Genomic DNA, 22,972 nt, shown 5'->3' on the forward strand with positions numbered 1-22,972 from the left:
CGAGCTACCTCTCCCTCCGGGGAGAGGGCCGGGGTGAGGGGTCGGGGCTCCGGAAGACCTCCCTACCTCCGGTCCAACGGACTCATGACTCCCCGTCCGCCCCGATTGAGCACATGCGTGTAGATCTGCGTGGTCGACACGTCGGCATGGCCCAGCAGCTCCTGGATCGTACGCAGGTCATACCCGTCTTCGAGCAAGTGCGTGGCAAACGAGTGCCGCAACGTGTGGCAGGTAGCCGGCTTTGCCAGCCCTGCCCGCACGCGCGCCTGCTTGACCGCCCGCTGCAGCCGCGACTCGTCCAGGTGGTGGCGCCGTTCCTGCCCTTCGCGCGGATCGCAACTGCGCGCCGATGCCGGGAACACGTATTGCCATCCCCATTCGGCATCGGCGTGCGGAAACTTGCGCGCCAGCGCATCCGGCAGCCACACCCGCCCGAACCCCGCGTCCAGGTCGCGCCGATGAATCCGCCGGGCCTCCTCCACCTGCGCCTGCAACGGCGCCGCCAGCGCGCCCGGCAGCATCGTGCGGCGATCCTTGCCGCCCTTGCCCTGCCTCACAACCAACTCGCCCTTGCCGAAGTCGACGTCCTTCACGCGCAGGCGCACGCACTCCATCAGCCGCAGACCCGCGCCATAGAGCAGGCTCGCCATCAGCCATGGCGTTCCCGTCAGCTCACCCAGCAGCGCGGCGACTTCCGGCCGGGTCAGCACCACCGGCAACCGTTGCGGCTTCTTCGCCCGCTCGATCCCATCCAGCCAGGGCAACTCGATCCCGAGCACCTGCTTGTAGAGAAACAGCAAAGCCGACAAAGCCTGGTTCTGTGTGGACGCCGACACGCTGCCATCTACCGCCAAGCCCGTAAGAAACCGCTCGATTTCCGGCGCCCCCATTTCCGTCGGATGCCGTTTGTCGTTGGCCAGAATGAACCGCCGGACCCAACCGACATACGCCTCTTCCGTCCTGCGAGCCAAGCCCAGCCGCCGGACCCGCTGCCGAACCTGGTCCAGCAAACGTGGAGGCTGTACGGGCACCAAGCTTGCAGCGCCATCTACCCCGTGAAAGGATGCCAAGCATGCACTCCCGCCAAATCCAAGCTGGTGAGATTAGTCCGCCGGATTAGGCTGCAAACAGCCGCGGAAGTCGTTGATTGTTGTAGGCTCGGGCAGAATCTGGATGTAGGTCACCAGCCGTTAGGCTGCGCGATTACATCCCAATTTGAAACCTACTTTAAGTTATACCGCGCAAGCACAGGGAAGAATCATGCAAAAGCTAGCCTATTCACTGCTATCCCTGTTTGCCGTAGTTGCGGCTGCACAGAGCTCTCCGGCGGGCGCCAAGGAGATGAGAGCCGGCGATCTTCAACAGATCTGTAGCAGTTCAAACCGGGACGTCGATGCGCCATGTAGGTACTACATCATGGGCATTGTTCAGGGCATCAATATCGGGCTGAGCATGGCCGACGGCAAAGTCGCATCGGGGAGGCCGTGCATTCCCGACGATGTGCAAGATTCAAAGTTTGAAATGCTCGTAAAGGCAAAGCTGGGCGCAGACTTAATGGTCAATCCCGGAGATAAAGAGCTGCCTGCCTCTAGTCTCGTAGGCGCCGTCATTGCCACGACTTTCCCGTGCAACAAAGCTCGGCAATAGGGTGGGCGCGGTATAACATTTCGTTCAAGGCGGACGGCTTCGCCGCCGCTTAACTCCAGCGTTAGATCGCACCAAACATGACTGAGAAATTGTTTGAGGACTACGGCATTACTCTGTTCAGGCGGAGCGACAAGTTCTTTGTCCGTTACGATGCCGGGCATCTCGTCGTGCAAATGCGCGAAGATGAGGTCACGGAAGAACAGGCGGTGCAGCTACAGCAAGACGAGCAGTCGGCCTATCACGTTCTTTTGGAAGTCGAGCGCTCACGTGGCAGCCATGCGACCTAACCATTCCGTAAGAGACTTCCGATCAACCCCGGGCGCATGACGCTTTTGCCCCAGGCATTCGAGCCACTGCCCATCATCGTGTTGTCCTCCGGTGATACGTGTTGCAAGTCGATGCTGCGCGGTTGCAACGGATGCCAGACTGCATTTCCGTAAACGGTCTTGTGGAGTCGATGCCGCCGACTCGGACCAGGGTATAAACCGCACCCGGCGACCTCATTCATTCATCGGACTGACCGGCGTGCGGGGATCGGCCGCAGCGCGGAATGGACGTCCAAATGGTTAGTCAGGCTCTCGCCGGGGTGGTCTGACCCGTTGTCTACCGCATCGCACTGACGCGAATCGAATCCTTCTCAAGCGGCTTGCACCGTGTTCGTCTGGTGATGCCTCGGGTGCTGCAGGCACGCGTGCGGGTCGTAGTCGACGTCGCGCGCCAGCATCGCCCACGCCTGCCGCGCATGCTTGTTGGCGATCGCCACCAGCACCTTGCCGAACGGCATCCGCCGATCCAGCATGCGTATCCACAACTGCTCCGGTGTGGCCTGCTCGGTTGCTGCCGCCTTGGCCCGCTGCAGGCTGCTGCGCGCGCCCTGGATCAGCAGCGTGCGCAGGTAGGCGTCGCCACGGCAGCTGATCGTGCCCAGGCGTGCTCGCCCACCCGTGGAGTGCTGCATCGGCACCAGACCGAGCCAGGCGGCCCAGCTGCCGGCCATTGCAAAGTCGGTTGCGGAGCCCAGCGTCGCCACCACCGCGTCGGCGGCGATTGGCCCGATACCCACCATCGAGCGCAGCCGGATGCAGCGCGCATCCTGTCGCGCGTGGGCGTCGATGTGGGCATCGCACGCGTCGAGGCGCGCGCGCACTTGCGCCCAGTGGGCGGCCAGGTCGCGCAGCAGCTCGCGCAACTCGCCGGGCAAGCCAGCCTGCGCCTCCAGGTCGGCCAGCACCCGGCGCAGTGCCACGTCACTGTTGGCCACCACGAGGCCGAACTCGGCCAGCAGGCCACGCAGCCGGTTGCCGATGGCCAGGCTCTCGGCCTTGTAGCCCTCGCGCACCCGGTGCCAGGCCAGCCGCGCCTGCTGCTCCACCGACTTCACCGGCACGAAGCGCATGTTGCCCTGCCGGGTGGCGGTGGCGATCGCCTCGGCGTCGTTGCGGTCGTTCTTGGTCGTGCGGCTCTTGCGGAACGGGCCGACGAACTGCGCGGCGATCAACCTCGGCTGCAGCCCGAGTGCAACACAGCGACGCGCCCAGTGGTGCGCTCCGCTGCACGCCTCCATCGCCACCACGGTGCCGGCCGGCTGCTGGCCAAGCCACGCGGCAAAGGCTTCGCGCTTCAACTCCTGCCGCCGCAGCACGTGTCCGGCGGCATCCATCTCGCACACCGAAAACACGCGCTTCGCCAGGTCCATACCCAGGGTTATAGTGCTCACGGAGACTTCCTCCTTTGCTGACGGTTGTGTCGAAACACCATCATGGCCCTCGAGGCCGAAAGGGGTGGAAGTCTCCTTTTTACTCGTCCAAGCCGACGCCGCTCCGCGGCGCGACTCAACTCAGGTGTTGAGCGGAATCGTGGCGAACAGACACAATGGGAGAGTCAAGCGTGATGTCGAAAGGTCCCGGCTTCGCGGTCCTCTATCGTTGGAAGCTCCACGAGGGCGCAGAAGAGAAGTTCGTTGCTGCCTGGTCGCGAATTTCAGCGCTTTTGCTGGAGCAGAAGGGGTCACTGGGCTCGCGGCTTCACAAGGGGCCGGATGGCTGGTGGTACAGCTATGCTCAGTGGCCGAGTGCTGAGACCAGAGAACAGGCGTTTGCGGGCCCGTCGGCAGATGGCGAAGCCAGCCGCCAGATGAGAGAGGCCATCGCCGAAAGTTTGCCGGAGCTGGAGCTTGAATCAGTCGCTGATTTCATGGTTCTCCCGCCAGTCCGCCGCACCTGACCAGGCCATCGGGCCGACGTCTTCCTGTCGCGGGTGCCGTCGGCATGCCGGACGTAGCCGGGAAAACGATGCTCGCTATCCTCGATTGAACTCCGAGTCACTACCCAAGGCCTGGGTCATGGCGATCCTGCACTTCCCGCCAGCCGCTCCCCAGCCTGCATCGCCAGCTCGAAGGAGCGTCGCCGCAGGGCGTGGTCGAAGATGTTGGCGGTAAGCAGCAGTTCGTCGGGCCGGTGGCGGGCGACGAAGTCGCTCAGGCCCTGTTGTACGGTGGCCGGGCCACCGACCACCGCGCAGGCCAGGGCGCGTTCGACGCCGAGCCTTTCGGTCGGCGTCCACCAGGCTTCGATGTCGTCGATGGGTGGCGGGACCAGTCCCGGCTGCCCGCGCCGCAGGTTGACGAAACTCTGCTGCTGGGTGGTGAACAGGCGGCGGGCCTGCGCGTCGCTGTCCGCCGCGACCACGTTGATGCCGAGCATGGCGTAAGGCTGCGCGAGCCGCGCCGAGGGCCGGAATTCGCGGCGGTAGATCGCCAGCGCCGTGTCCATCGCATCGGGTGCGAAGTGCGAGGCGAAGGCGAAGGGCAACCCCAGTGCCGCGGCCAGGCGCGCGCTGAACAGGCTGGAGCCGAGCAGCCAGACGGGCACCTCCAGCCCGGCCCCCGGCACCGCGCGCACGGCCTGGCCCGGCTTGGCCGGCTCGAAGTAGTGCAGCAGTTCGAGCACGTCGTCGGGAAAGGTATCGGCGGCGTCCGCATAGCGGCGCAACGCGCGCATGGTCGCCTGGTCGGTGCCCGGTGCGCGGCCCAGGCCGAGATCGATGCGGCCCGGATGAAGCGCGGCCAGCGTGCCGAATTGCTCGGCCACCTGCAGCGGCGCGTGGTTGGGCAGCATTACGCCGCCGGCACCCACGCGGATCCGGGAGGTGCCGCCGGCGACGTGACCGATCAGCACCGCCGTGGCCGCGCTGGCGATGCCGGGCATGTTGTGGTGTTCGGCCAGCCAGTAGCGGCGGTAGCCCAGTTGCTCGCCAAGCCGGGCCAGGTCGAGCGTGTTGCGGAAGGCCTCGCTGGCGTCGCTGCCTTCGGTAATGGGTGCCAGGTCGAGTATCGAGAAAGGGATCATGCGGCGCTCCTGCGGCGGATGGCCGGTATCTGGGGGCGACGTGCCGCCAATGCCAGCAGATACAGGAAATCGCCCGGGTCTGCGCGGCGCCGCCAGGGCGCGACGAAGGAGCGCGGGCCCGTGGCGCGGACCGCCAAGGTCGGCCGGTCCATCGAAAGATTGCGCGCGCAGCTACACTTTCCTATCCGCCGGCCGATACAGCGCGAAGCACGCAATGGGACTCGCATCGGGATGATTGCCATGTGGCGGCACCTGTTCGCCGCGAGGAAAGCCTCGCCCCGCCCTGCCCCCGCCCCACGGGTGGTGGTGGTCGCCGACGTGCCTGCGCCGGCGGATGCCGGGCCGCCGCTGGCGGTGGTGCAGGACCGCTTCCATCGTTTCGTCCTCGGCCTGCCGGAAGCCATCGGCGACGCCATCAGCGCACCCGAACAGGCCACGCTGCGCAGGCTGGAAGCCATCGCCGAACGCTTCGACGTGAGCGGTCTGCCACGCCTGCCCAGCGTCCTGCCGCAACTGCTGCGCGCACTGAAGAACGACAACCTCGCCGGTTCGCAGCTGGCGGCCATGATCGGGCGCGATCCGGTGCTGGTCGGCGAGGTGATGCGCGTGGCCGGCAGCGCGCATTTCCGCACGGCGCAGCCAATCCACAGCCTGCAACACGCCGTGGTGCTGCTGGGCCGCGACGCCCTGCGCCAGGTCGCCACGCTGCACGTGATGAAGCCGATCCTGCAGGCCAGTGCGGGGATGCGCGGGCACATGGCCGGACCTTGGCTGTGGGAGCATGCCGAACGCTGCGCGCATGCCGCCGCCTTCCTCGGCCGCCATGGTGGCTGCGATACCTTCGAGGCATTCCTCGCCGGCATGGTCTGCCATACCGGCACCGGTGCGGTCGTGCGCCTCCTCGACCAGGAGGCGCCACCTTCGCTGGGGACCTTCTCTTCGGCGTTCCTGGCCGGCTGCATGCGCATCGGCGCGCGGCTGTCGCTGCGCGCGGTGCGGCACTGGGACATGCCCGCCAACGTGATCGAGGCGCTGGTCGATCGGGTGAATGCGCCGGAACCGCCGGCTTCGGCCCTCGGCAAGGCACTGGCCTGCGCGGACCCGCTGGCGATGGTGCAACTGCTGGTGGAGCGCGGATTGCTCGGCGCGGACCTCGATTACAGCAGCACATGGCCCACCTGCTTTCCGACACCGGTATTGCTGCGCGGGCAGCACGACCTGCGCCGGCAGTTCATGCCGGCACAGGCCTGATCGACGGTCAGTGCGGCGTGGCTTCCACGTTCGCGCGCAGCTGGCGGGCGATGTCGTCCGCGCCGGTGGCGAGCAGTGAGGTGAGCGCCCTGGCGTAATCGGCCCGCGCCGGCGCCGGCATCGACGGGGAGACGTGGTAGGTCGCGTTGGAACCACGCCCGCGCGCGTTGATCGTGCAGTGCGTGCCCAGTTCCAGCGTGATGCTGGCTGGTGTCGCCTCGGTGTCCACCCGCATCTCGGCGAAAACCTGCTCGCACTGCACCACCAGATCGGTGAAATAGGCCGGCTCCAACCCATGGCGCAGGCGCGCCTGCAACACCTCGGACACCGACGGCGTGGGCGTCAGCGTGACCGGCTCGTCCAGGCCGCGCACCTGCACGTCCTGTTCCTGCCTGTCCACCTGCAGCCACGGCGCCGAGTCCGGCGTCACCAGGCTGCCCAGTGCCACCGGGACGCGTGTTTCCTGCGAACCCCCACATGCGGCCAGCAGCATGGCGCCACCGACTACCCACACGAATTTCTTCATCACCCGTTCCCCCGTGAAGCGATAAGCCTCACGAATCTACAGGCGCGAGCCTGCGCGATCAACGCAACGGGCAGGCAAGTGCGAGCCAGTGCACGTTCGGACGTCCATCCGCGCCGGGCAAGGTTGGCCGGTCGAGCTTCCCGCCGACGCAGCGCTCCGCCTCAGCCGCGGGTGCGCACGGGATGGTCAAGCCCGCCGGCAACGCGCAGGAACTGGCGCCGCGCCGGACCGAAGTGCATCAAGCGGGGCACCAGCACGTCCCGCAGTTCGCGCAGCGCGGCTGGGCGCCCATGCATCAGGCGGGTCAATGCGGCGATGCGCCTGACTACCTGCCGGTGCACCGAGTGGCGCAGCTGCGCGTAGCTGGCCAGGCGCGAGAGGCGGCCGGCGAGGGCGTCGGCGGCACAGTCGGCAAAGACGTAGGCATCCTCGATGCCCAGGTTCATGCCGCGCGCGCCGAGCGGCGAATGAATGTGCGCCGCGTCGCCGCCGAGCAGCACGCGGCCCACGCCGGCGCGCTCGGCAACGCGGTGCGCGATGTGAAAGTGCGATTGCCAGCGCACCTCGCCGCAGACAGTGCCCGCCGGCAGCCCCGCCAGCGGCTGGGTGCCATTGCCCATCACGCGCCAGAGATCGCCGCGCACGCGCAGAGCGAACAGGAACCCGTCCGGCAGCAGCATCAGGTGCACGCGGTCCGGGTCCAGCGGCGTGGCCAGGTGCAGGTCCCACAACAGCCAGGGTTCGGGCAACGCTTCGCCCGGGAAGGCCAGGCCGAGCGCCTGGCGCACCGCGCTGTGTGCGCCATCGGCGCCGTACAGCAGCGGGGCACGCGTACGCTCGACGCTGCCATCGACGTGCACCAGGCTGGCCGTGACGCCATCGTCGCCCTGCTCCAGCGCGTCGAGCTTGACACCACGCTCGACGGTGACGCCCTGCGCCTCGAGCGCCTCGGCAAGCAGCGCTTCGGTACTCGCCTGCGGCAGCGAGATGAGCGAGCGTCCGGTATCCAGCAGCGGGGAGAGCGGCACCGCGACGTCGTCATGCCCGGGACGATGCAGGGTGACCCCGCGCACGGCCCAGCCCTCGACCAGCATGCGCGCGGTCACGCCGGTGTCTTCCAGCAGTTCCTGCGTGCGCGGGTTGACCGCCAGCGCCTTGGAATCGCGGCTGGGCGTAGCGGCCTTGTCGATGATGCGCACCGCCACCCCACGCCGCGCGAGCAGCAGCGCGGCCGCCAGCCCGGTCGGGCCGGCGCCGGCAACCAGCACGGGCATGGCGTTCGACGGCATGCCGGGAGACTAGCAGGGGCGCGTGCACGGGCTGTGTCCGCTGAGCAAACAGGCGACCACGCGCAGCGTCAGGGCAGCGTCAGGTCGGGATGGCGCACGCGCCATGCCTCCAGTGCGGCCTGGTAGCGTGCCATCGCCTCGTCGTAGCGATCGAGCACGCAATGCACGCAGCCCTCGCCGCAGCAGTCACCCGGGTCGGGCTCGGCCGGGCGGGCCGGCGGCGGGTCGTCGATCGGAAACGCAGGGGCCATGCGGCGATAGTACGGCGGGCGCTCACGCCATGGACACCCGCAACCGACACGCCGCCAACCCGTCCTGCCCAAGGATGGCTCGCGGGTCGCCGCGCCCGCCGCAAACGCCAGGAGCGCCATGAAGAACCGCCACGTATTCAGTACGCCCAACGTCGAGTCCGCCAAGACCGTCATGCAGGCCGCCCGCGCCGCCGGCATTCCCGAGGACGACATTTCACTGATCGCGCGCGCCGACATCGAGCTGGAGGCTACACCCGAGCAGCACAAGGAAGCCGGTAGCGATTTCTATCCGGCCGCCCTGCGCGGCGTGGTCGGCGGCGGCGCGATCGGGCTGCTGGCCGGACTGGTGGCGGTGGCGATCCCGCCCATAGGCATCACCGTGGCCGGCGTGGCGGGGCTGACCATCGCCGGCGCACTCACCGGTGGCTGGTCGGGCGCGCTGACCGGCGCCTCGGTGCCCGATCCGGTGCGGCGCAAGTTCGAGGACGAGATCGAGGCCGGCCGCATCCTGGTGGTGCTCGACGGTGACAACGAGGTGCTGGCGCGCGCCGAGCCGGCGCTCACCCGTGCCGGAGGCACGATGCTGCCGTTCGACCGGCCGACGGCGTTGACGTAGGCACCGCAGAGATTTGAGCCCTCTCCCCGCCGGGGAGAGGCTGGTGAGGAGCCAAGGCTCGCAGGAAAGGGCATCGTGCTGGTTGGCCCGTTTTAATTAAAGACGAGCCTTCTCTCCATCCTTCCTTGATGGGTGCAGGAGGAGAGGGAGCACCAGCCAACAGGCGCACACCGGCTTTGCACGCGTCTTTCATGGTCCGCGCACACCGCATTCAACCGGGCGCGAGGAACATCCACGCCGTCCCCGATTCCCGCCGTCCCGGAGTGCCCATGCATCTCGACCGCCTGATGACCCGCAACCCGAAGTTCTGCCTGGCGACGTCGCCTCTGGACGAGGTCGCCCGCGCCATGCGCGACGAGGACGTGGGCGAGATCCCCGTGGTGGATCTGGACCGCCATCCGGTTGGCGTGATCACCGACCGCGACATCGTGGTGCGCACGTTGGCCGCCGGCCGCAATCCGCTGGAAGTGCGGGTGCAGGAATGCATGACCGCGCCACCGGTGGTGATCCAGGAGGACGCCAGCGTGGAAGACTGCGCCAACCTCATGGAGCGCCAGAAAATCCGGCGCGTGCCGGTCGTCGATGCCAAGGGCGCGCTGTGCGGCATCGTCTCGCTGGCCGACCTGGAACGCTCGGACGCACGCTCGCTGCAGAACGAAGTGACCCGCGCCGTATCCCAGCCGCACTGACCCGTCCCACTGAAGGAGACTGCCATGAAGATCCGCCTGCTCTGCTGGAGCCTGCTGCTGGCTTCCTCGTTCGCGCTTTCCGCCTGCAACCATGCCGGCAACGGAAACGCCGAGTCCGGCGCGGCCACCTCGTCGACCGCACCGGCTACCACGCCACCGGCCACCCAGCCGACCACGCCTATGACGCCACCGCCGGCCTCCACCGCGATGACCCCGCCCGCCACCATGCCGCCCTCTTCCTCGACGGCGGGCATGCCGGCGCCGGCATCGACGAAACCAAGCGGCACGCCGTAACCGCGACGCGGGCACGTGCATGGATGCGCACAGGGCCAGGGATGGCCTGAGGCCAACGGATCGAGCGGGCCTGGGATGCCGGGCCCGCGGCGTGTGTGCCTGCCCAAGGGAGCGGCACCCGCCGGCCCTTCCTGCCCCCCCCAAAAGTCACGGCTTTCCTGCGTCCGGGGCGGGCGCACAATCGCCATCCCAACACCCGAAGGAGCCTGACATGCGCACGCTCGTCCTTGCCGCCGTGATCGCCCTCGCCCTGCCCGCCGCACACGCCGCACACGCTTCGCCGCAGCACGCGCAACCGCCCTATCTCACCGCTGCCATCAACGACCCGGGTCGCCAGGCCGACCGCAAGGACGATGCCCGCCGCAAGATCGCGCAGGTGATGGCCTTCGCCCAGGTCAAGCCCGGCGACAAGGTGCTCGAATTGATCCCCGGCAGCGGCTATTTCACCCGCGTGTTCAGTGGCGTGGTCGGACCGAAGGGACACGTCTACGCGCTGTGGCCCAACGAGTACGCCAGCGAGGCGCAGTCCGACGTGGACAACCTGCGCAAGCTCGCCAGGCAGCCGCACTACGCCAATGTCAGCGTGCTGACCCAGCCGGCCGCGAAACTCGATGCGCCCGAGTCGGTGGACGTGGTGTTCACCTCGCAGAACTACCACGACTACCCGGACAAGTTCATGGGCAACGCCGATCCGGTGGTGCTCGACAAGCAGGTCTACAAGGTGCTCAAGCCCGGCGGCGTGTTCGTGGTGATCGACCACGTGGCACCGGCCGGCTCGGGCATGCGTGACACCGACACGCTGCACCGCATCGATCCGGCGATCGTCAGGAAGCAGGTCGAATCGGCCGGCTTCGTGTTCGACGGCGAGAGCAATGCGCTGCGCAACCCGGCCGACCCGCACGACATCAAGGTCTTCGACAAGTCGATCCGCGGACATACGGACCAGTTCATGTACCGGTTCCGCAAGCCGGCCAAGTGAGCCTGGTGCCGTCTTCGGACCGTTCGCCCCGGGCGTGGCGCGGCGGCGCCGGAAGGCCCCTCGACCCCGGCACTCCGCGCCTGCGCCTGCACCTGGGACGAAGGCGAGCGTCGCCCAGGGTGAACGGGTGACGGCATGACCATCCGCATCGGCTGCGCCGGCTGGTCGATACCGAAGGCGCACGCCGGCGCCTTCCCCACCGCTGGGAGCACGCTGGAGCGCTACGCGCAGGTGTTCGACTGCGTCGAGATCAACTCCAGCTTCTATCGCCCGCATCGCCCGTCCACCTGGCGGCGCTGGGGCGACAGCGTGCCGGCGGACTTCCGTTTCGCGGTCAAGATGCCCAAGGCGATCAGCCACGAATGCCGCTTGCGCGCCTGCGACGGGCTGGTCGATGCGTTCCTGGACCAGGCCGGCGAGCTTGCGGAGAAGCTGGGCTGGCTGCTGCTGCAGCTGCCGCCAGGCCTGGTGTTCGATCCTGCGGTGGCGCTGCCCTTCCTGGAGCAGTTGCGCGGACGGCACGCAGGTCCGATCGCCTGCGAGCCCCGGCATCGGTCGTGGTTCCGTGCCGACGTCGACCAAGCACTGCGCGACCTTCACGTCGCGCGCGTCGCCGCCGATCCTGCCCGCGTGCCGCGCGCGGCCCTGCCCGGCGGCGACCGCAGCCACATCTACCTGCGGCTGCACGGCTCGCCGCGCATGTACTACGACGCCTACCCGCGCCAGGTGCTCCGACGCCTGGCTAAGCGAATGCGGCGGCGGCACGCGTGGTGCATCTTCGATAACACGACGCTGGGGCACGCCACGGGCAACGCGCTGGAACTGCAGGCGATGCTGAGCGTGTCGTAGGGGTGGCGCCCATTGCCGAGCCGGGCCCCCCGGTGCATTCACCTGGGCATGGCCCCAGGCCGGCCACAATGGGCACCGATAGCCATGACAGGTGATCCGTGCCCGAAGGCCCCTCGATCGTCATCTTGCGCGAGGAACTGGCGCCCTTCACCGGGAGCACGATCCGCCGCGCCGAAGGCAACGCGAAGATCGACATGCAGCGGCTCGCCGGCCAGCGCATCGTGGCCTTCCGCAGCTTCGGCAAGCAGACACTGATCGAACTGCCGGACGCCACCATCCGCATCCACCTGCTGATGTTCGGCAGCTACCGCATCGACGAGCGCAAGGAGACCGCGCCGCGGCTGAGCCTCCAGCTCGACGAGGGCGAGCTCAATTTCTACAGCTGCTCGGTGCGGCTGCTGGAGGGCGACCTTGACGAACTCTACGACTGGCGCGCGGACGTGATGTCCGACGCCTGGGACCCGGCGCTCGCGCGCAAGCGCCTGCGCGCGATGCCGGACACCCTGGCCTGCGATGCCCTGCTCGACCAGGATGTATTTGCCGGCGTGGGCAACATCATCAAGAACGAAGTGCTGTTCCGGATCCGCACGCATCCGCTATCGACCATCGGCGCACTGCCGGCGCGCAAGCTGCGCGAGCTGGTCGAGCAGGCGCGCCAGTACAGCTTCGAGTTCCTCGCATGGAAGCGCGCGTTCGTGCTGCGCAAGCACTGGCTCGCGCACAACAAGAGCATCTGCCCGCGCGACCACGTGAAGTTCCACCGCGCCTACCTCGGCCGGACCAACCGGCGCAGTTTCTTCTGCGAGCTGTGCCAGCGGCGCTACGTGGAGGACTGACGGCAATGTCCTCGTCCAACTCGCGCCTGGTCGTCTACGCCGCGCTGGCCGGCAACCTGGCGATCGCCATCGCCAAGTTCGTGGCCGCCGGGTTTTCCGGCAGCTCGGCCATGCTCAGCGAAGGCGTGCACTCGCTGGTGGACACCGCCAACGAGCTGCTGCTTCTCTACGGCATGCACCGCGCCGCGCGACCGCCGGACGCGGTCCATCCCTTCGGCCACGGGCGCGAGCTGTACTTCTGGAGCTTCATCGTGGCGCTGCTGGTGTTCGCGCTCGGCGCGGGCGTGTCGCTGTTCGAGGGCGTGGGCCACGTGCGCCACCCCGAGCCGATGAGCGATCCGCTGATCAACTACGTCGTGCTTGGCGTGTCGATGTTGTTCGAGGGCGGCTCATGGACGATCGCGCTGCGCGAGTTCCGGGCGGCCAAGGGCTCAATGGGCTACTTCGAAGCGTTCCGCAAGAGCAAGGACCCAAGCACCTTTACCGTGTTGCTGGAGGATTCGGCCGCGTTGCTCGGCCTGCTGATCGCGCTGGCCGGCGTGGCCTGCGCGCGCGTGTTCGACATACCCGAGCTCGACGGCGCCGCCTCCATCGGCATCGCGGTGGTGCTGGCGATCGCCGCTTCGCTGCTGGCGCGCGAGAGCAAGGGCCTGCTGATCGGCGAGCCGGCACATCCCAGGCTGCGCGAGTCGCTGCTGGAGATCGCCGCCAACGATCCCGGCGTCGGTCACGTCAACGGCGCGCTGACGGTACAGATGGGCCCGCATACGGTGGTCGCCGCGCTCAGCGCCGAGTTCGAGGACCAGCTGACCACGCCGCAGATCGAGCAGTGCATCGACCGCATCGAGAAGGCGGTCAAGAGCCGGCACTCGGATGTCACCTCACTGTTCATCAAGCCGCAGACCACCGAGACCTGGCGCAAGCGCCAGCGGGCGATCGAGCAAGCCAACGAGCCGAAGGACTGAGGCCGCCACCATGGGTTCATTCTCGCTGTTCGGCGCCACACCGCAGGTGCTGTTCGACGATGCCAGTGGCCGCGTCACCTATCTCCCCGACGTGGTGCCCGCGGCCACCGCGCAGGCGTGGTTCGAGCAGTTGTTCGAGGGCATCGCCTGGCGCGGCGGACGACGCATGATGTACGAGCGCGAAGTGGATGTGCCGCGGCTGCGCGCGCACTTCGACCTGGACGATCCGGCGCTGCCCGCGCCGTTGCCCGAGGCGCTGGGCGCGGTGCGTGCCATGGTCGATGCACCCTTTACCAGCGTAGGCTTGAACCTCTACCGCGACGAGCACGACAGCGTGGCGCCGCACAACGACAAGCTGGAAGACCTGGTGCGCGGGCACCCGATCGCGCTGCTGTCGCTCGGCGCCACGCGCGAGATGGTGATACGTGCCAAGCGCCCGCCGCGGCGCGTCCTGCACCTGGACCTGGCCGCCGGCAGCCTGCTGCTGATGGACTACGCCAGCCAGTTCCACTACGACCACGGCATTCCCAAGCAACGCGCGCCGATGGGGCCAAGGATCAGCCTGGCGTTTCGCGTGCGGCCGACCCTGCGAATGGACGAAACACCGCCGCCGGCGGACCCTGGCACGGCTTAGGCCGCCGAGGGCGCGGAACAGCCCTTGCACCCGCGCCGGATCGGCGCAGACTTCTCCCCGGTGCCTTGCACTGGAGCTTCGCGATGCCTTTCCCCCGGCCGCTCCCTGCCTGCCTCGCCGCCATGCTGCTGAGCTGTGGCATCGCTGTGGCCATGCCCACGCAGACGCCGCCACCCTCGCCCGAGCAGTGGCACGCGATGCAGATGCGCGCTGCCGACAAGGCCGACGGCATCATGCGCCAGGCCAACAGGCGCAAGAGCCTGCTCGGGCGATACGAAGCCATGCTCGCCGCCGCTAGCGCCGGCGACGCCAATCCGGCCTTCCAGGCGATCATCGTGCAGTACCTGAGCTGGTACGAGACCTTCATCGGCGATTACCCGAACGCGGCGGCGAACTTCTCGATCCAGGAACTGCTGCAGGCCGGCGACCGGCCCTCGCCGCTGGATGGCCATGCGCAGGCGAAGCCGGCGGTCGAGGCAGTCGCCGCACTCGCGCGCGACCGCCAGGCGGTATTCTTCAACGAGGCGCACCATCTGCCGCTGACCCGCACGCTGACTATCCCATTGCTGGCCAAGCTGCGCGCGGAGGGCTTCGACACCTTCGCCGCCGAAACGCTCTACGCCAGCGACGACCAGCTGGCCAGGCGCGGTTATCCGGTCGAAGGCACCGGCTTCTACACGCAGGAGCCGATCTGCGCGGAAATGGTGCGCACCGCGCTCAAGCTCGGCTACCGCGTGGTGGCTTACGAGGCCGAGGCCGAAAGCGCCGGCGACGCGCGGGAAAGCCGGCAGGCACGCAACCTCTACACCCGGGTCTTCAAGCAGCATCCGCAGGCCCGGCTGGTGCTCGACGCCGGCTACGGGCACATCCAGGAGAGCGGTGTGTACCTGGGCGGGCGGTCGATGGCCGAATACTTCCGCCAGATCAGCGGCATCGATCCGCTGACGGTGGAGCAGACCGTGCTGATCCCGCACCCGGACCCCGCGCACGACCATCCCTACTACCTGCCGGTCATGCAGAAGCTGGCGCCGGACCAGCCGCTGGTGTTCCTGCACAAGGATGGCACGCCGTGGGCGTTGCGCGCAGGCTACGACGTAAGCGTGTTCTTCCCGCCGCCGGTGCTGCGGCGCGGCCGCCCGACCTGGCTTGCGCTGGGCGGCCTGCGCAAGCCCTATGCGGTGCGCGGCGAGGATCTGTGCAGGGACGAGTATCCGTGCCTGGTCGAGGCGCGCTATACCGACGAGGGCGACGACGCGATCGCGGCCGACCGGCTGGCGTTCGATCCGCCCCCCCGCTACGCCAAGGCCGACGACGCGCTGCGCCCAGCCGATGGCGCCTCCGTCGGCGAGCTTTACCTGCGGCCGGGCAAGTACCGGCTGCTGGCGACCGATGCGCAGGGGCATCCGCTCGGCCGCAGGATCATTACGGTACCGTAAGCGCTCCCCCGGCCCGGGGCCGGGGGAGACGCGCACTCACTTGCGCTGGTCGGCGGTCTGCTCGCGCGCGGCGCGGAATTCGGAATCCTTCGACCATTGGGGCCAGCTGTCCGAATCGGCCAGCTGGTAGCCGAGCTGGTAGAGCAGGCGCAGGTCGTGGGCCATGCCGGCGAAGCTCCAGCCGGCCTGCCATTCGTCCGAGGGCTGGTGGTAGTGCTCGCGGTTGTAGAGCTTGCCGGCGGCCTCGCCGGCCGCCTTGCCGCCCTTGATCAGGTCGTCGCCCGACTCGAACGAAATCGCCGGCACGCCCTGCTTGGCGAAGGAGAAATGATCGGAGCGGAAGAAGCTGCCCGCTTCCGGATGCGGGTCGGACGCGTAGATCATGCCGTAGGTCCTGGCCAGGGCGATCAACTCGTCGAGCAGGCCAAGCTTCGCGTTGCCGGAGATGGTGAAGTTGCGCGCCACGCCCTGCGGGTCGAGCGCGTCGAGGTTGATGTCGGCTACCGTCTTGGCCGTCGGGTACAGCGGGTGCGTGGCGTAGTACTCCGAGCCCAGCAGGCCTTTCTCCTCGGCGGTGACGTTGAGGAAGATCACCGAGCGTTCGGGCTTCGGCGCATGCGCAAAGGCGCGGCCCAGCTCGATCAGCGCGGCGGTGCCGGTGGCATTGTCGACCGCGCCGTTGTAGATCCGGTCGCCCCGTGCATCGGGCGCGCCCACGCCCAGGTGGTCCCAATGCGCGCTGTAGATCACCGTCTCGTCGGGGCGCTTGCTGCCCTCGACGCGGCCGACCACGTTTTGCGAGGTGATCACCTTGGCGTCGACGTCGTACTTCGCCGAGAAAGTCACGCCCTTGAGCGTCACCGGCTTGAAGGCGCGCGTCTGCGCCTGCTTCTTGAGCGCCGCGAAGTCCAGCCCCGCGGCCTTGAACATCTGCACCGCCAGGTCGTGCTGGATCCAGCCTTCCAGCGTGGGATGTTCCGCGGCCGGCTTGTCGCGCACGATGTCGAACTGCACGTTGATGTTTGAATTCTTCACCGTGGCCCAGCCGTAGGAGGCCGGCGCGGTCTCGTGCACCACCAGCATGCCCAGCGCGCCCTGGAGCGCGGCTTCCTCGTACTTGTAGGTCCAGCGGCCGTAGTAGGTCATCGCCTTGCCGCCGAAGTCGCCGTGGCCGCTCTCGAAATCCGGGTCGTTGACCAGTACCACGCCGATCTTGCCCTTGAGGTCGACGCCCTTGAAGTCGTCCCAGTGCCGCTCGGGCGCCTGGACGCCGTAGCCGACGAAGACCAGCGGCGCGTGTTCGATGTCGACCTTGCGGGTGCCATCCATCGACGCGCGCACGGCGATCTGCTCGCCCTGGGTGAGCGGCACGGCCTTGCCGTCCTCGCTCAGCGAGAACGCCGGCGTGCCGACGATCTCGAAGCGGCCCAGCGGCACCGGCTGGGTCCAGGTGCGCTTGCCGTCGACCACGGCGCCGCCCGGCTGCAGCCCGGCTGCCTTGTACTGCGCGATGAGGTAGTCGACTGTCTTGCTCTCGCCCGGCGTGGCCGGGCCGCGGCCCTCGAAGGCGTCGGAGGAGAGCGTCCTGACTTCCTGCGAGAGGCGGTGCGGGTCGAACGTGGGCAGGTCGGTGGCCAGCGCGGCGACCGCGGGCGTGAGCAGGGCCGCGGTGATGGCGGAAGCGAGCAATCGGTTCACAGGAGCACCTTTGCGTGGGAATAACCCCTGCATGGTAGGCAGGCGGCAGCCGTTTGCCCACCGCCAGGCGTCCCCGGGCGGGACCTGCCGCTAGCCGCCGACCACCGCCCGCACCTTGCGCTCCAGTTCGTCGTCGCGGAACGGCTTCTGCACCACGCGCTCCTCGCCCACCCCGGCCAGCGCGGTCTGGTCCGCATAGCCGGTGACGAACAGCACCGGCAGCTCGGGCCGCCGCATGCGCGCCTGCTGGGCGACCTCGACGCCGTTCATGCCCGGCATGGCGAAGTCGGCCACCAGCAGGTCGACCTGCGGAGTGCGTTCGAGCAGGTCCAGCGCCGCCCCGCCGGAGCCGGCCTCCACCACGTCAAAACCAAGCTTGCGCAGCCGTGCGGCAGTGACGTCGCGCACCGCGCCGTCGTCGTCGACCAGCAGCGCGAAGCGGCGCTGCGTCAGCGGCTCGGCGGGATGAGGGCTGGCCGGGGCCGATGCGTGCGCAGCCGCGCCGGCATGCGCGCGCGGCAGATAGACCCGCACGGTGGTGCCCACGCCCTGCCGGCTCTCGATCCGCACGCCGCCTCCGGATTGCTGGGCGAAACCGAGCACCTGCGCCAGCCCGAGCCCCGAGCCCTTGCCCACGCCCTTGGTGGTGAAGAACGGCTCGAAGGCCCGCGCGCTCACTTCCTCGGACATGCCCGTGCCGGTGTCGACCACGCTGATGGCGACGTAGTCGCCCGGCTCCGGCTCGCCCGGTTGCCGCTGCACATCGTCAAGCGTCGCGTTGGCCGTCTCGATGGCGAGGCTGCCGCCTACCGGCATCGCATCACGCGCGTTGATCGCCAGGTTCAGGATCACCAGCTCGATCTGCGTGGGATCGACCAGCGCGCTCCACAGCCCCGGCTGCAGGTGCGCACTGACCGCGACGCTGCCCCCCATCGTGCTGCGGAGCAGGTCGCTCATGCCCTGCACGGTTTCGTTGAGATCGAGCACTTTCGGCTCCAGCCGCTGACGGCGCGAAAACGCCAGCAGCTGCGAAGTCAGCGTGGCCCCGCGCAGGGCCGCCTGGCGCATCAGGTCCAGCCGCCTTCGCACCTTCGGTTCGTCGACCGCCATCTCGATCAGGTCCAGGTTCCCCAGCACGATGGTCAGCAGGTTGTTGAAGTCATGGGCTACGCCGGAGGTGAGCTGGCCGACCGCTTCGAGCCGCTGCATCTGGCGCAGCGTGGCCTCGACCCGTTCGCGGCTTTCGATCTGGTTGCGCAGCTGGCGGTTGGCCGCCTCCAGTTCACGCGCAGCGAGCTTCTCGTGGGTGACGTCGCGGCCGACCGTGTAGACCAGCTCGTCCTCGGACACGGCGGTCCAGGCGATCCAGCGCCAACCGCCGTGGTGGCAGGGCATGCGGACCTCGAACGGCGGCGCCACGTTGCCGCGCTTGAGACAGGCCATCACCGCGCTAGCGCCGGCACGGTCCTGCGGCTCGATCAGCTCCAGAAAGGGGCGTGCGACCAGGTCGAGGGCGTCGTAGCCCAGGATGCGCGTCCAGGCCGGGTTGGTCGCCCTGAGGTCGCCGTCGAAACCGACCACGCCGAACATGTCGCGGCTGAGCTCGAACAGGCGCTCGCGCTCGCGCCCGATCTGCGCCGCTTCCTCCTGCAGGGCGCGGTTGCGGTCTTCCAGGGCGAGCTTCTGGTGGTGCGAGCTGGTGACGTCCTGGTTGACGCCGATCATGCGGGCGCGGCCGTCCGGTGTGGTGACGGGCGTGCCCTTGGAGCGCAGCCAGCGCGTCTCGCCGTTGGCGCGGATGCGAAACTCGACGTCCAGCGATCGGCCGTTTTCCGTGCTGTGACGGACCGCTTCGTCGACGGCGATGCGGTCTTCCGGGAACACCCCGGCAAACCAGGCCTGCTCGGGCGTGATCCCGGCGTCCGGGTCGAGCCCGAACAGGAGGTACATCTCGCGCGACCAGCGGGCGTCGCCCGAAGGCAGCTCCCACTCCCACACGCCGATGTCGCCGACCCGCTGGGCCAGCTGCAGGCGTGCCTCGCTGGCACGCAACGCTTCCTCGGCGCGGCGGCGATCGGTGACATCCATCATCACGCCCATGGCTCGCGCCGGCTGGCCTCCGTCCAGTTCGATCTCCGCGCGCAGCAACAACCAGCGTTGCCGGCCGCCCGGGTGGCCGTAGCGGAACTCGCTTTCGAAGAAGCGATCGCCGCGCGCCAACGCTTCACGCATGCAGGCCTGCAGGCGCTCGCGCTCGCCCGGGGCATAGCCGGCGCGGATCTCCTCCATGGTCGGATGGGCGTCTTCGGGAAAGCCCAGCACGCGGTTGAGATCGGCCGAGCCGGACACGGTGTCGTTGCGCAGGTCGGCCTCCCACACCGCCATGTGCCCGGCCTCGATGGCCAGGTGCAGGCGCGCCTGGCTGGCATCCAGTGCCTCGCGAAGCTGGCGCTGCTCGGTGGCGTCCTGCAGCGTGCCGATGTAGCGCACGGCGCGGGTCACGCCGTCGACCGTGGAGAACGTTGCCTCGCCGGTGGCGACCACCCAGCGCACCTGGCCATCCGGATGCACCACGCGGTACTCGTACGGCTGGCGCTCGCGCACGGCCGGGTCGAGCGCACGCAGCAACATGGCATGGGTGCGCGGCATGTCGTCGGGATGGGTCAACGCTTGCAGCTGTTCCAGCTGCAGCGGCTGGTCGTCCTGTGGCAGGCCGCAGATCTCGCGGGCGCGCGGGGAATAGACGAAGGTATTGTCGAGCAGGTTCCACTCCCAGAAGCCGAGCTCCGCCGCACGCATCGCCAGGTGCAGGCGTGCATCGCCGGCTGACGTGTCGGCGGACGCCTGCGTGGTGAGCGGGGCGGTCCGGTACTGCATGGCAACCTCAAACCTCGTACCTGCGGGTCAGCCTCGGGCACTGTACCGTAGGCTGTGTGCGGGAGATGTCGCGCCCGCCCTCCATTGCCGCCGCAGGGTCAGCCGGTCTCGTCCGCCACGCCGACCTGACCCAGCGCATCGCTGATCGCCCGGTACAGGTCGCGCTTGGTGAATGGCTTGCCCAGGCGGACCATGTCGGGCACGGGCAGCTCGGGCAGTTCCGCGTAGCCGGAGGCCAGCACGATGGGCAGCCCGGGATGGCGCTGGCGCAGCAGCCGCGCCAGCCGCGCGCCGGTGATGCCTGGCATCGCCTGGTCGGTGACGAGCACGTCGGCCGCGCCGCCGCCGTCGACGTATGCCAGGGCTTCCTCGGCGCACTTCACGCCATGCACGACGTAGCCCATGTCTTCGGCCATCGCCATCGTGCTCAGCAGCACCAGGTCGTCATCATCGACGACCAGCAAGGTCAGCGCCGCGCTGGCCTGCAGTTCGCCGTCGGGCTCGCCGGCGACTACCATTGCCGGTACCGTCGCCCCTGCCGTGGCGACCGGCAGCCAGATCTCCACCGTAGTGCCCTTGCCCGGCTGGCTCTGCAGCAGCAGGCGCCCGCCCGACTGCTCGGCCAGGCCATAGGCCATCGACAGGCCCAGGCCGGTGCCCTTGCCCACGCCCTTGGTGGTGAAGAACGGCTCGGTGGCACGCCTGAGGGTATCCGGATCCATGCCGTGGCCCTCGTCGGCCACCCACAGGCACACGTACTCGCCCGGCGGCAGCACGGTCGAATGCCCCTCGGCCACGTGCTCGCCGCGCGCGCCGATTTCCAGCCGGCCGCCCTGGCGCATGGCGTCGCGGCCATTGACCGCCAGGTTGAGCAGGGCCAGCTCCAGCTGGTTGGGGTCCATCAATACCCGCGGCAGCTGCAGCGAAAAACTGGTGCTGATGCGGATCTCCGGTCCCAGCGAGCGCCTGAGCAGGTCGGCCATGCCGTGCACCAGCAGGGCCACGTCGACCGGGCGCGGATGCAGCTCCTGGCGCCGCGCGAACGAGAGCATGCGCTGGGTCAGCGAGGCGCCGCGCTGCGCGCCTGCCATGGCGTTGTCCAGCAGCTGGTGCGGGCGGGGCGCGGCGGGCAGCCACTTGCGCAGCAGCTCCAGATTGCCCATCACCGCCATCAGCAGGTTGTTGAAGTCGTGCGCCACGCCGCCGGTGAGCTGCCCGATCGTCTCGGTCTTCTGCGCCTGGAACAGGGTCTCGCGGGCGTTTGCCAGTTCTTCCTCGGCGAGCTTCTTCTCCGTTATGTCGCGGGTGATCTTGGCAAAGCCGACGATCTCGCCGTCCGCATCGGTCAGCCGGTCGATCACAACGTGGGCCCAGAAAAGCGAACCGTCCTTGCGCCGGCGCCGACCCTCGCCCTCGTACACGCCCTGCTTGCGCGCGATCTCCAGATTGCGCGCCGGCCGCCCGGCGCTGGCGTCCTCGTCAGCGTAGAAATGGCTGAAGTGCTTGCCCAGCACCTCGGCCTCCGTGTAGCCCTTGATGCGCTCGGCGCCAGCGTTCCAGCTGGCCACGTGGCCCTGCGGGTCGAGCATGTAGATGGCGTAGTCGCGCACGCCCTGCACGAGCAGCCGGAACTGCTGCTCGTTGCTGCCCATCGCCTCGTTCACCCGGTGCATCGCCGAGATGTCGCGAGCCACGCAGGTGTAGCCGAGCAGCTCGCCGGCATCGCCGTAGAGCGCCTCCAGGAGACTGCGGACCCATACCCGCCGGCCCTGCTTGTCCAGGCGCCAGCCCACTCCTTCGTCGTGGCCGAACTGCCTGGCCGCCTCCAGCGCCCGCGCAGGCTGGGCGCTCGACCTTTCCTCGGGGGTGTAGAGCGCGTCCCACGGCTGGCCGACGATCTCGTCGACAACGTAGCCGAAGATGCGTTCGGCGCCTGCGTTCCAGCTCGCTATACGTCCGTCGGGGTCGAGGGAGACCATGGCAAGCATGCCCAGCGACTGCACCATCCGGCCGTAGGTGCTTTCCCCGGCTATCGACATTGCTTCCTCACCCGTAGGTATCGCCCGCAAACGGAGCGGGCGGACAGCCGATTATGCGTCCAGTCTACATTTGCGCCGTGAACGGCCTAACCTGCGACCTGCGCGCGTTCCAGCGCGGCGATATGGCGCTCCAGCCGCGGCCCCAGGTAGCAGTGCGAGCCGCAGGGCAAAAGCCCGGCCTGCGTGAACTGGCGAAGGTACCAAGACGGCGGGCGCGAGAGAAAGCCCTCGCGGTCGCCGATCACGTCGTCGCGGCTGGTGAACGCTTCCAGGAAGGCCACGCCTTCGAGCATCTCGCCGATGCCCGCCAGCCCCGCACGGATCTCGCCGGGCCTGAGGTAGTGCAGCACGTCGGTGCAGACGATCAGGTCGAAACGCGCGTCGAAACGCAGGTGCTCGAGCTGGCCGAAGCGTGCCAGTCCGATGTTGCGGCTGCGCCCGTAGCGCGCCACCACATAGGCGCTGGCGTCCAGGCCGCGGTATGCGACGCCCGGCCGCAACGCGCGCAGCGGCGCGCGCCAGGGCGCTTCGCCGCAGCCGACGTCCAGCACGTTGCGCAGCGGCCGGCCCAGGTAGTACTCGGCCTGCGCCACCGCCAGCGCCACCTTGCGCTTGAGTTCAGCCGCCGAAGCCACGGCATGGCGCGGGTCGCGGTACCACTTGTCGAAGTAGGCGCGGTCGTAGGTCTTGGGCATGGCCGGGAAGTCCGCAAAGAAACCGATGGTACGGCCTGGCAATCACCCGGCGCA

Annotated in this window: 23 protein-coding genes; 13 read left to right on the top strand and 10 right to left on the bottom strand. The window is 68.6% G+C overall.

Features of this window, described 5'->3' with window-relative positions; genetic code table 11:
• Positions 1 to 62: 62 nt before the first annotated feature.
• Positions 63 to 1,010 carry an integron integrase gene (locus tag BMZ38_RS00680; RefSeq protein WP_091332943.1) on the bottom strand — a complete coding sequence of 316 codons (948 nt, stop codon included), beginning with the start codon at positions 1,008 to 1,010 and terminating at the stop codon, positions 63 to 65.
• Positions 1,011 to 1,260: 250 nt separating this feature from the next.
• Here BMZ38_RS00680 and BMZ38_RS17425 point away from each other — a divergent pair, with 250 nt between their 5' ends.
• Positions 1,261 to 1,647: a Rap1a/Tai family immunity protein gene (locus BMZ38_RS17425; RefSeq protein ID WP_139202360.1), complete on the top strand. Its 387-nt coding sequence runs from the start codon at positions 1,261 to 1,263 to the stop codon at positions 1,645 to 1,647.
• Between the two features lie 77 nt (positions 1,648 to 1,724).
• A complete protein-coding gene (locus BMZ38_RS00685) occupies positions 1,725 to 1,934 on the top strand; it encodes a hypothetical protein (RefSeq protein ID WP_091332945.1) in 210 nt (69 codons plus the stop codon).
• 350 nt (positions 1,935 to 2,284) lie between these two features.
• Here the strand turns inward: BMZ38_RS00685 and BMZ38_RS00690 are convergent, their stop codons facing one another.
• On the bottom strand, positions 2,285 to 3,364 hold the full coding sequence (locus BMZ38_RS00690) for an IS110 family RNA-guided transposase (RefSeq protein ID WP_091332948.1): 1,080 nt from the start codon (positions 3,362 to 3,364) through the stop codon (positions 2,285 to 2,287).
• A gap of 173 nt (positions 3,365 to 3,537) precedes the next feature.
• On the opposite strand from BMZ38_RS00690, the gene BMZ38_RS00695 reads away from it, so the two are divergent.
• Positions 3,538 to 3,870, top strand: a complete 333-nt coding sequence (locus BMZ38_RS00695) for an antibiotic biosynthesis monooxygenase family protein (protein WP_245747135.1) — start codon at positions 3,538 to 3,540, stop codon at positions 3,868 to 3,870.
• Between the two features lie 116 nt (positions 3,871 to 3,986).
• On the opposite strand, the gene BMZ38_RS00700 is transcribed toward BMZ38_RS00695, so the two are convergent.
• Positions 3,987 to 4,994 (bottom strand): LLM class flavin-dependent oxidoreductase, encoded by a 1,008-nt coding sequence (locus BMZ38_RS00700; RefSeq protein ID WP_091332953.1) that lies wholly within the window; start codon positions 4,992 to 4,994, stop codon positions 3,987 to 3,989.
• A gap of 240 nt (positions 4,995 to 5,234) precedes the next feature.
• On the opposite strand from BMZ38_RS00700, the gene BMZ38_RS00705 reads away from it, so the two are divergent.
• Positions 5,235 to 6,245 (top strand): HDOD domain-containing protein, encoded by a 1,011-nt coding sequence (locus tag BMZ38_RS00705; RefSeq protein ID WP_245747136.1) that lies wholly within the window; start codon positions 5,235 to 5,237, stop codon positions 6,243 to 6,245.
• A gap of 7 nt (positions 6,246 to 6,252) precedes the next feature.
• On the opposite strand, the gene BMZ38_RS00710 is transcribed toward BMZ38_RS00705, so the two are convergent.
• The 3 genes from BMZ38_RS00710 to BMZ38_RS00720 form a co-directional block, all read right to left on the bottom strand.
• The gene (locus tag BMZ38_RS00710; protein WP_091332959.1) at positions 6,253 to 6,771 is read right to left on the bottom strand and encodes a hypothetical protein; all 519 of its coding nucleotides are present in this window, start codon (positions 6,769 to 6,771) and stop codon (positions 6,253 to 6,255) included.
• Between the two features lie 161 nt (positions 6,772 to 6,932).
• Positions 6,933 to 8,045, bottom strand: coding sequence for an FAD-dependent oxidoreductase (locus BMZ38_RS00715; RefSeq protein ID WP_175483639.1), 1,113 nt, complete (start codon positions 8,043 to 8,045; stop codon positions 6,933 to 6,935).
• Between the two features lie 83 nt (positions 8,046 to 8,128).
• Complete coding sequence (locus BMZ38_RS00720) at positions 8,129 to 8,311, bottom strand: oxidoreductase-like domain-containing protein (RefSeq protein ID WP_091332961.1); 183 nt, start codon at positions 8,309 to 8,311, stop codon at positions 8,129 to 8,131.
• Positions 8,312 to 8,429: 118 nt separating this feature from the next.
• Here BMZ38_RS00720 and BMZ38_RS00725 point away from each other — a divergent pair, with 118 nt between their 5' ends.
• The 9 genes from BMZ38_RS00725 (at position 8,430) to BMZ38_RS00765 (ending at position 15,609) form a co-directional block, all read left to right on the top strand.
• The gene (locus BMZ38_RS00725; RefSeq protein ID WP_091332963.1) at positions 8,430 to 8,927 is read left to right on the top strand and encodes a hypothetical protein; all 498 of its coding nucleotides are present in this window, start codon (positions 8,430 to 8,432) and stop codon (positions 8,925 to 8,927) included.
• A gap of 269 nt (positions 8,928 to 9,196) precedes the next feature.
• Entirely contained in the window at positions 9,197 to 9,616 is a 420-nt protein-coding gene (locus BMZ38_RS00730; protein WP_175483640.1) for a CBS domain-containing protein, read from the top strand.
• 24 nt (positions 9,617 to 9,640) lie between these two features.
• On the top strand, positions 9,641 to 9,910 hold the full coding sequence (locus BMZ38_RS00735; RefSeq protein ID WP_091332968.1) for a hypothetical protein: 270 nt from the start codon (positions 9,641 to 9,643) through the stop codon (positions 9,908 to 9,910).
• Between the two features lie 211 nt (positions 9,911 to 10,121).
• Positions 10,122 to 10,889 (top strand): class I SAM-dependent methyltransferase, encoded by a 768-nt coding sequence (locus tag BMZ38_RS00740; RefSeq protein WP_091332970.1) that lies wholly within the window; start codon positions 10,122 to 10,124, stop codon positions 10,887 to 10,889.
• A gap of 135 nt (positions 10,890 to 11,024) precedes the next feature.
• Entirely contained in the window at positions 11,025 to 11,738 is a 714-nt protein-coding gene (locus tag BMZ38_RS00745; protein WP_091332973.1) for a DUF72 domain-containing protein, read from the top strand.
• A gap of 98 nt (positions 11,739 to 11,836) precedes the next feature.
• A complete protein-coding gene (locus tag BMZ38_RS00750; RefSeq protein WP_091332976.1) occupies positions 11,837 to 12,574 on the top strand; it encodes a DNA-formamidopyrimidine glycosylase family protein in 738 nt (245 codons plus the stop codon).
• Entirely contained in the window at positions 12,472 to 13,539 is a 1,068-nt protein-coding gene (locus BMZ38_RS00755) for a cation diffusion facilitator family transporter (protein ID WP_425431846.1), read from the top strand. Before BMZ38_RS00750 ends, BMZ38_RS00755 begins: the two co-directional genes overlap by 103 nt.
• Positions 13,540 to 13,549: 10 nt before the next feature.
• Entirely contained in the window at positions 13,550 to 14,173 is a 624-nt protein-coding gene (locus BMZ38_RS00760; RefSeq protein ID WP_091332982.1) for an alpha-ketoglutarate-dependent dioxygenase AlkB, read from the top strand.
• An 83-nt stretch (positions 14,174 to 14,256) separates the two neighbouring features.
• Entirely contained in the window at positions 14,257 to 15,609 is a 1,353-nt protein-coding gene (locus BMZ38_RS00765) for a hypothetical protein (RefSeq protein ID WP_091332984.1), read from the top strand.
• Positions 15,610 to 15,645: 36 nt separating this feature from the next.
• Here the strand turns inward: BMZ38_RS00765 and BMZ38_RS00770 are convergent, their stop codons facing one another.
• The 4 genes from BMZ38_RS00770 to BMZ38_RS00785 all read right to left on the bottom strand — a co-directional run bounded on the left by BMZ38_RS00770 (position 15,646) and on the right by BMZ38_RS00785 (position 22,918).
• Complete coding sequence (locus BMZ38_RS00770; RefSeq protein WP_091332987.1) at positions 15,646 to 17,340, bottom strand: M28 family metallopeptidase; 1,695 nt, start codon at positions 17,338 to 17,340, stop codon at positions 15,646 to 15,648.
• 57 nt (positions 17,341 to 17,397) lie between these two features.
• Complete coding sequence (locus tag BMZ38_RS00775; RefSeq protein ID WP_091332989.1) at positions 17,398 to 20,184, bottom strand: PAS domain-containing protein; 2,787 nt, start codon at positions 20,182 to 20,184, stop codon at positions 17,398 to 17,400.
• A 98-nt stretch (positions 20,185 to 20,282) separates the two neighbouring features.
• Positions 20,283 to 22,223 (bottom strand): hybrid sensor histidine kinase/response regulator, encoded by a 1,941-nt coding sequence (locus tag BMZ38_RS00780; protein WP_091332991.1) that lies wholly within the window; start codon positions 22,221 to 22,223, stop codon positions 20,283 to 20,285.
• Between the two features lie 86 nt (positions 22,224 to 22,309).
• Positions 22,310 to 22,918, bottom strand: a complete 609-nt coding sequence (locus tag BMZ38_RS00785; protein ID WP_091334274.1) for a class I SAM-dependent DNA methyltransferase — start codon at positions 22,916 to 22,918, stop codon at positions 22,310 to 22,312.
• Between the last annotated feature and the right edge of the window lie 54 nt (positions 22,919 to 22,972).

The sequence above is a fragment of the Frateuria terrea genome, assembly GCF_900115705.1.
GTDB classification, from domain to species: Bacteria; Pseudomonadota; Gammaproteobacteria; order Xanthomonadales; family Rhodanobacteraceae; genus Frateuria_A; species Frateuria_A terrea.

Excerpts from the sequence above, each read along its gene's own strand:
- BMZ38_RS00710 (WP_091332959.1), bottom strand. The coding sequence starts at position 6,771 with ATGAAGAAATTCGTGTGGGTAGTCGGTGGCGCCATGCTGCTGGCCGCA.
- BMZ38_RS00740 (WP_091332970.1), top strand. The coding sequence starts at position 10,122 with ATGCGCACGCTCGTCCTTGCCGCCGTGATCGCCCTCGCCCTGCCCGCC.
- BMZ38_RS00735 (WP_091332968.1), top strand. The coding sequence starts at position 9,641 with ATGAAGATCCGCCTGCTCTGCTGGAGCCTGCTGCTGGCTTCCTCGTTC.
- BMZ38_RS00760 (WP_091332982.1), top strand. The coding sequence starts at position 13,550 with ATGGGTTCATTCTCGCTGTTCGGCGCCACACCGCAGGTGCTGTTCGAC.
- BMZ38_RS00705 (WP_245747136.1), top strand. The coding sequence starts at position 5,235 with ATGTGGCGGCACCTGTTCGCCGCGAGGAAAGCCTCGCCCCGCCCTGCC.
- BMZ38_RS00770 (WP_091332987.1), bottom strand. The coding sequence starts at position 17,340 with ATGCAGGGGTTATTCCCACGCAAAGGTGCTCCTGTGAACCGATTGCTC.
- BMZ38_RS00745 (WP_091332973.1), top strand. The coding sequence starts at position 11,025 with ATGACCATCCGCATCGGCTGCGCCGGCTGGTCGATACCGAAGGCGCAC.
- BMZ38_RS00720 (WP_091332961.1), bottom strand. The coding sequence starts at position 8,311 with ATGGCCCCTGCGTTTCCGATCGACGACCCGCCGCCGGCCCGCCCGGCC.
- BMZ38_RS00725 (WP_091332963.1), top strand. The coding sequence starts at position 8,430 with ATGAAGAACCGCCACGTATTCAGTACGCCCAACGTCGAGTCCGCCAAG.
- BMZ38_RS00695 (WP_245747135.1), top strand. The coding sequence starts at position 3,538 with ATGTCGAAAGGTCCCGGCTTCGCGGTCCTCTATCGTTGGAAGCTCCAC.
- BMZ38_RS17425 (WP_139202360.1), top strand. The coding sequence starts at position 1,261 with ATGCAAAAGCTAGCCTATTCACTGCTATCCCTGTTTGCCGTAGTTGCG.
- BMZ38_RS00780 (WP_091332991.1), bottom strand. The coding sequence starts at position 22,223 with ATGTCGATAGCCGGGGAAAGCACCTACGGCCGGATGGTGCAGTCGCTG.
- BMZ38_RS00765 (WP_091332984.1), top strand. The coding sequence starts at position 14,257 with ATGCCTTTCCCCCGGCCGCTCCCTGCCTGCCTCGCCGCCATGCTGCTG.
- BMZ38_RS00715 (WP_175483639.1), bottom strand. The coding sequence starts at position 8,045 with ATGCCCGTGCTGGTTGCCGGCGCCGGCCCGACCGGGCTGGCGGCCGCG.
- BMZ38_RS00685 (WP_091332945.1), top strand. The coding sequence starts at position 1,725 with ATGACTGAGAAATTGTTTGAGGACTACGGCATTACTCTGTTCAGGCGG.
- BMZ38_RS00785 (WP_091334274.1), bottom strand. The coding sequence starts at position 22,918 with ATGCCCAAGACCTACGACCGCGCCTACTTCGACAAGTGGTACCGCGAC.
- BMZ38_RS00775 (WP_091332989.1), bottom strand. The coding sequence starts at position 20,184 with ATGCAGTACCGGACCGCCCCGCTCACCACGCAGGCGTCCGCCGACACG.
- BMZ38_RS00730 (WP_175483640.1), top strand. The coding sequence starts at position 9,197 with ATGCATCTCGACCGCCTGATGACCCGCAACCCGAAGTTCTGCCTGGCG.
- BMZ38_RS00700 (WP_091332953.1), bottom strand. The coding sequence starts at position 4,994 with ATGATCCCTTTCTCGATACTCGACCTGGCACCCATTACCGAAGGCAGC.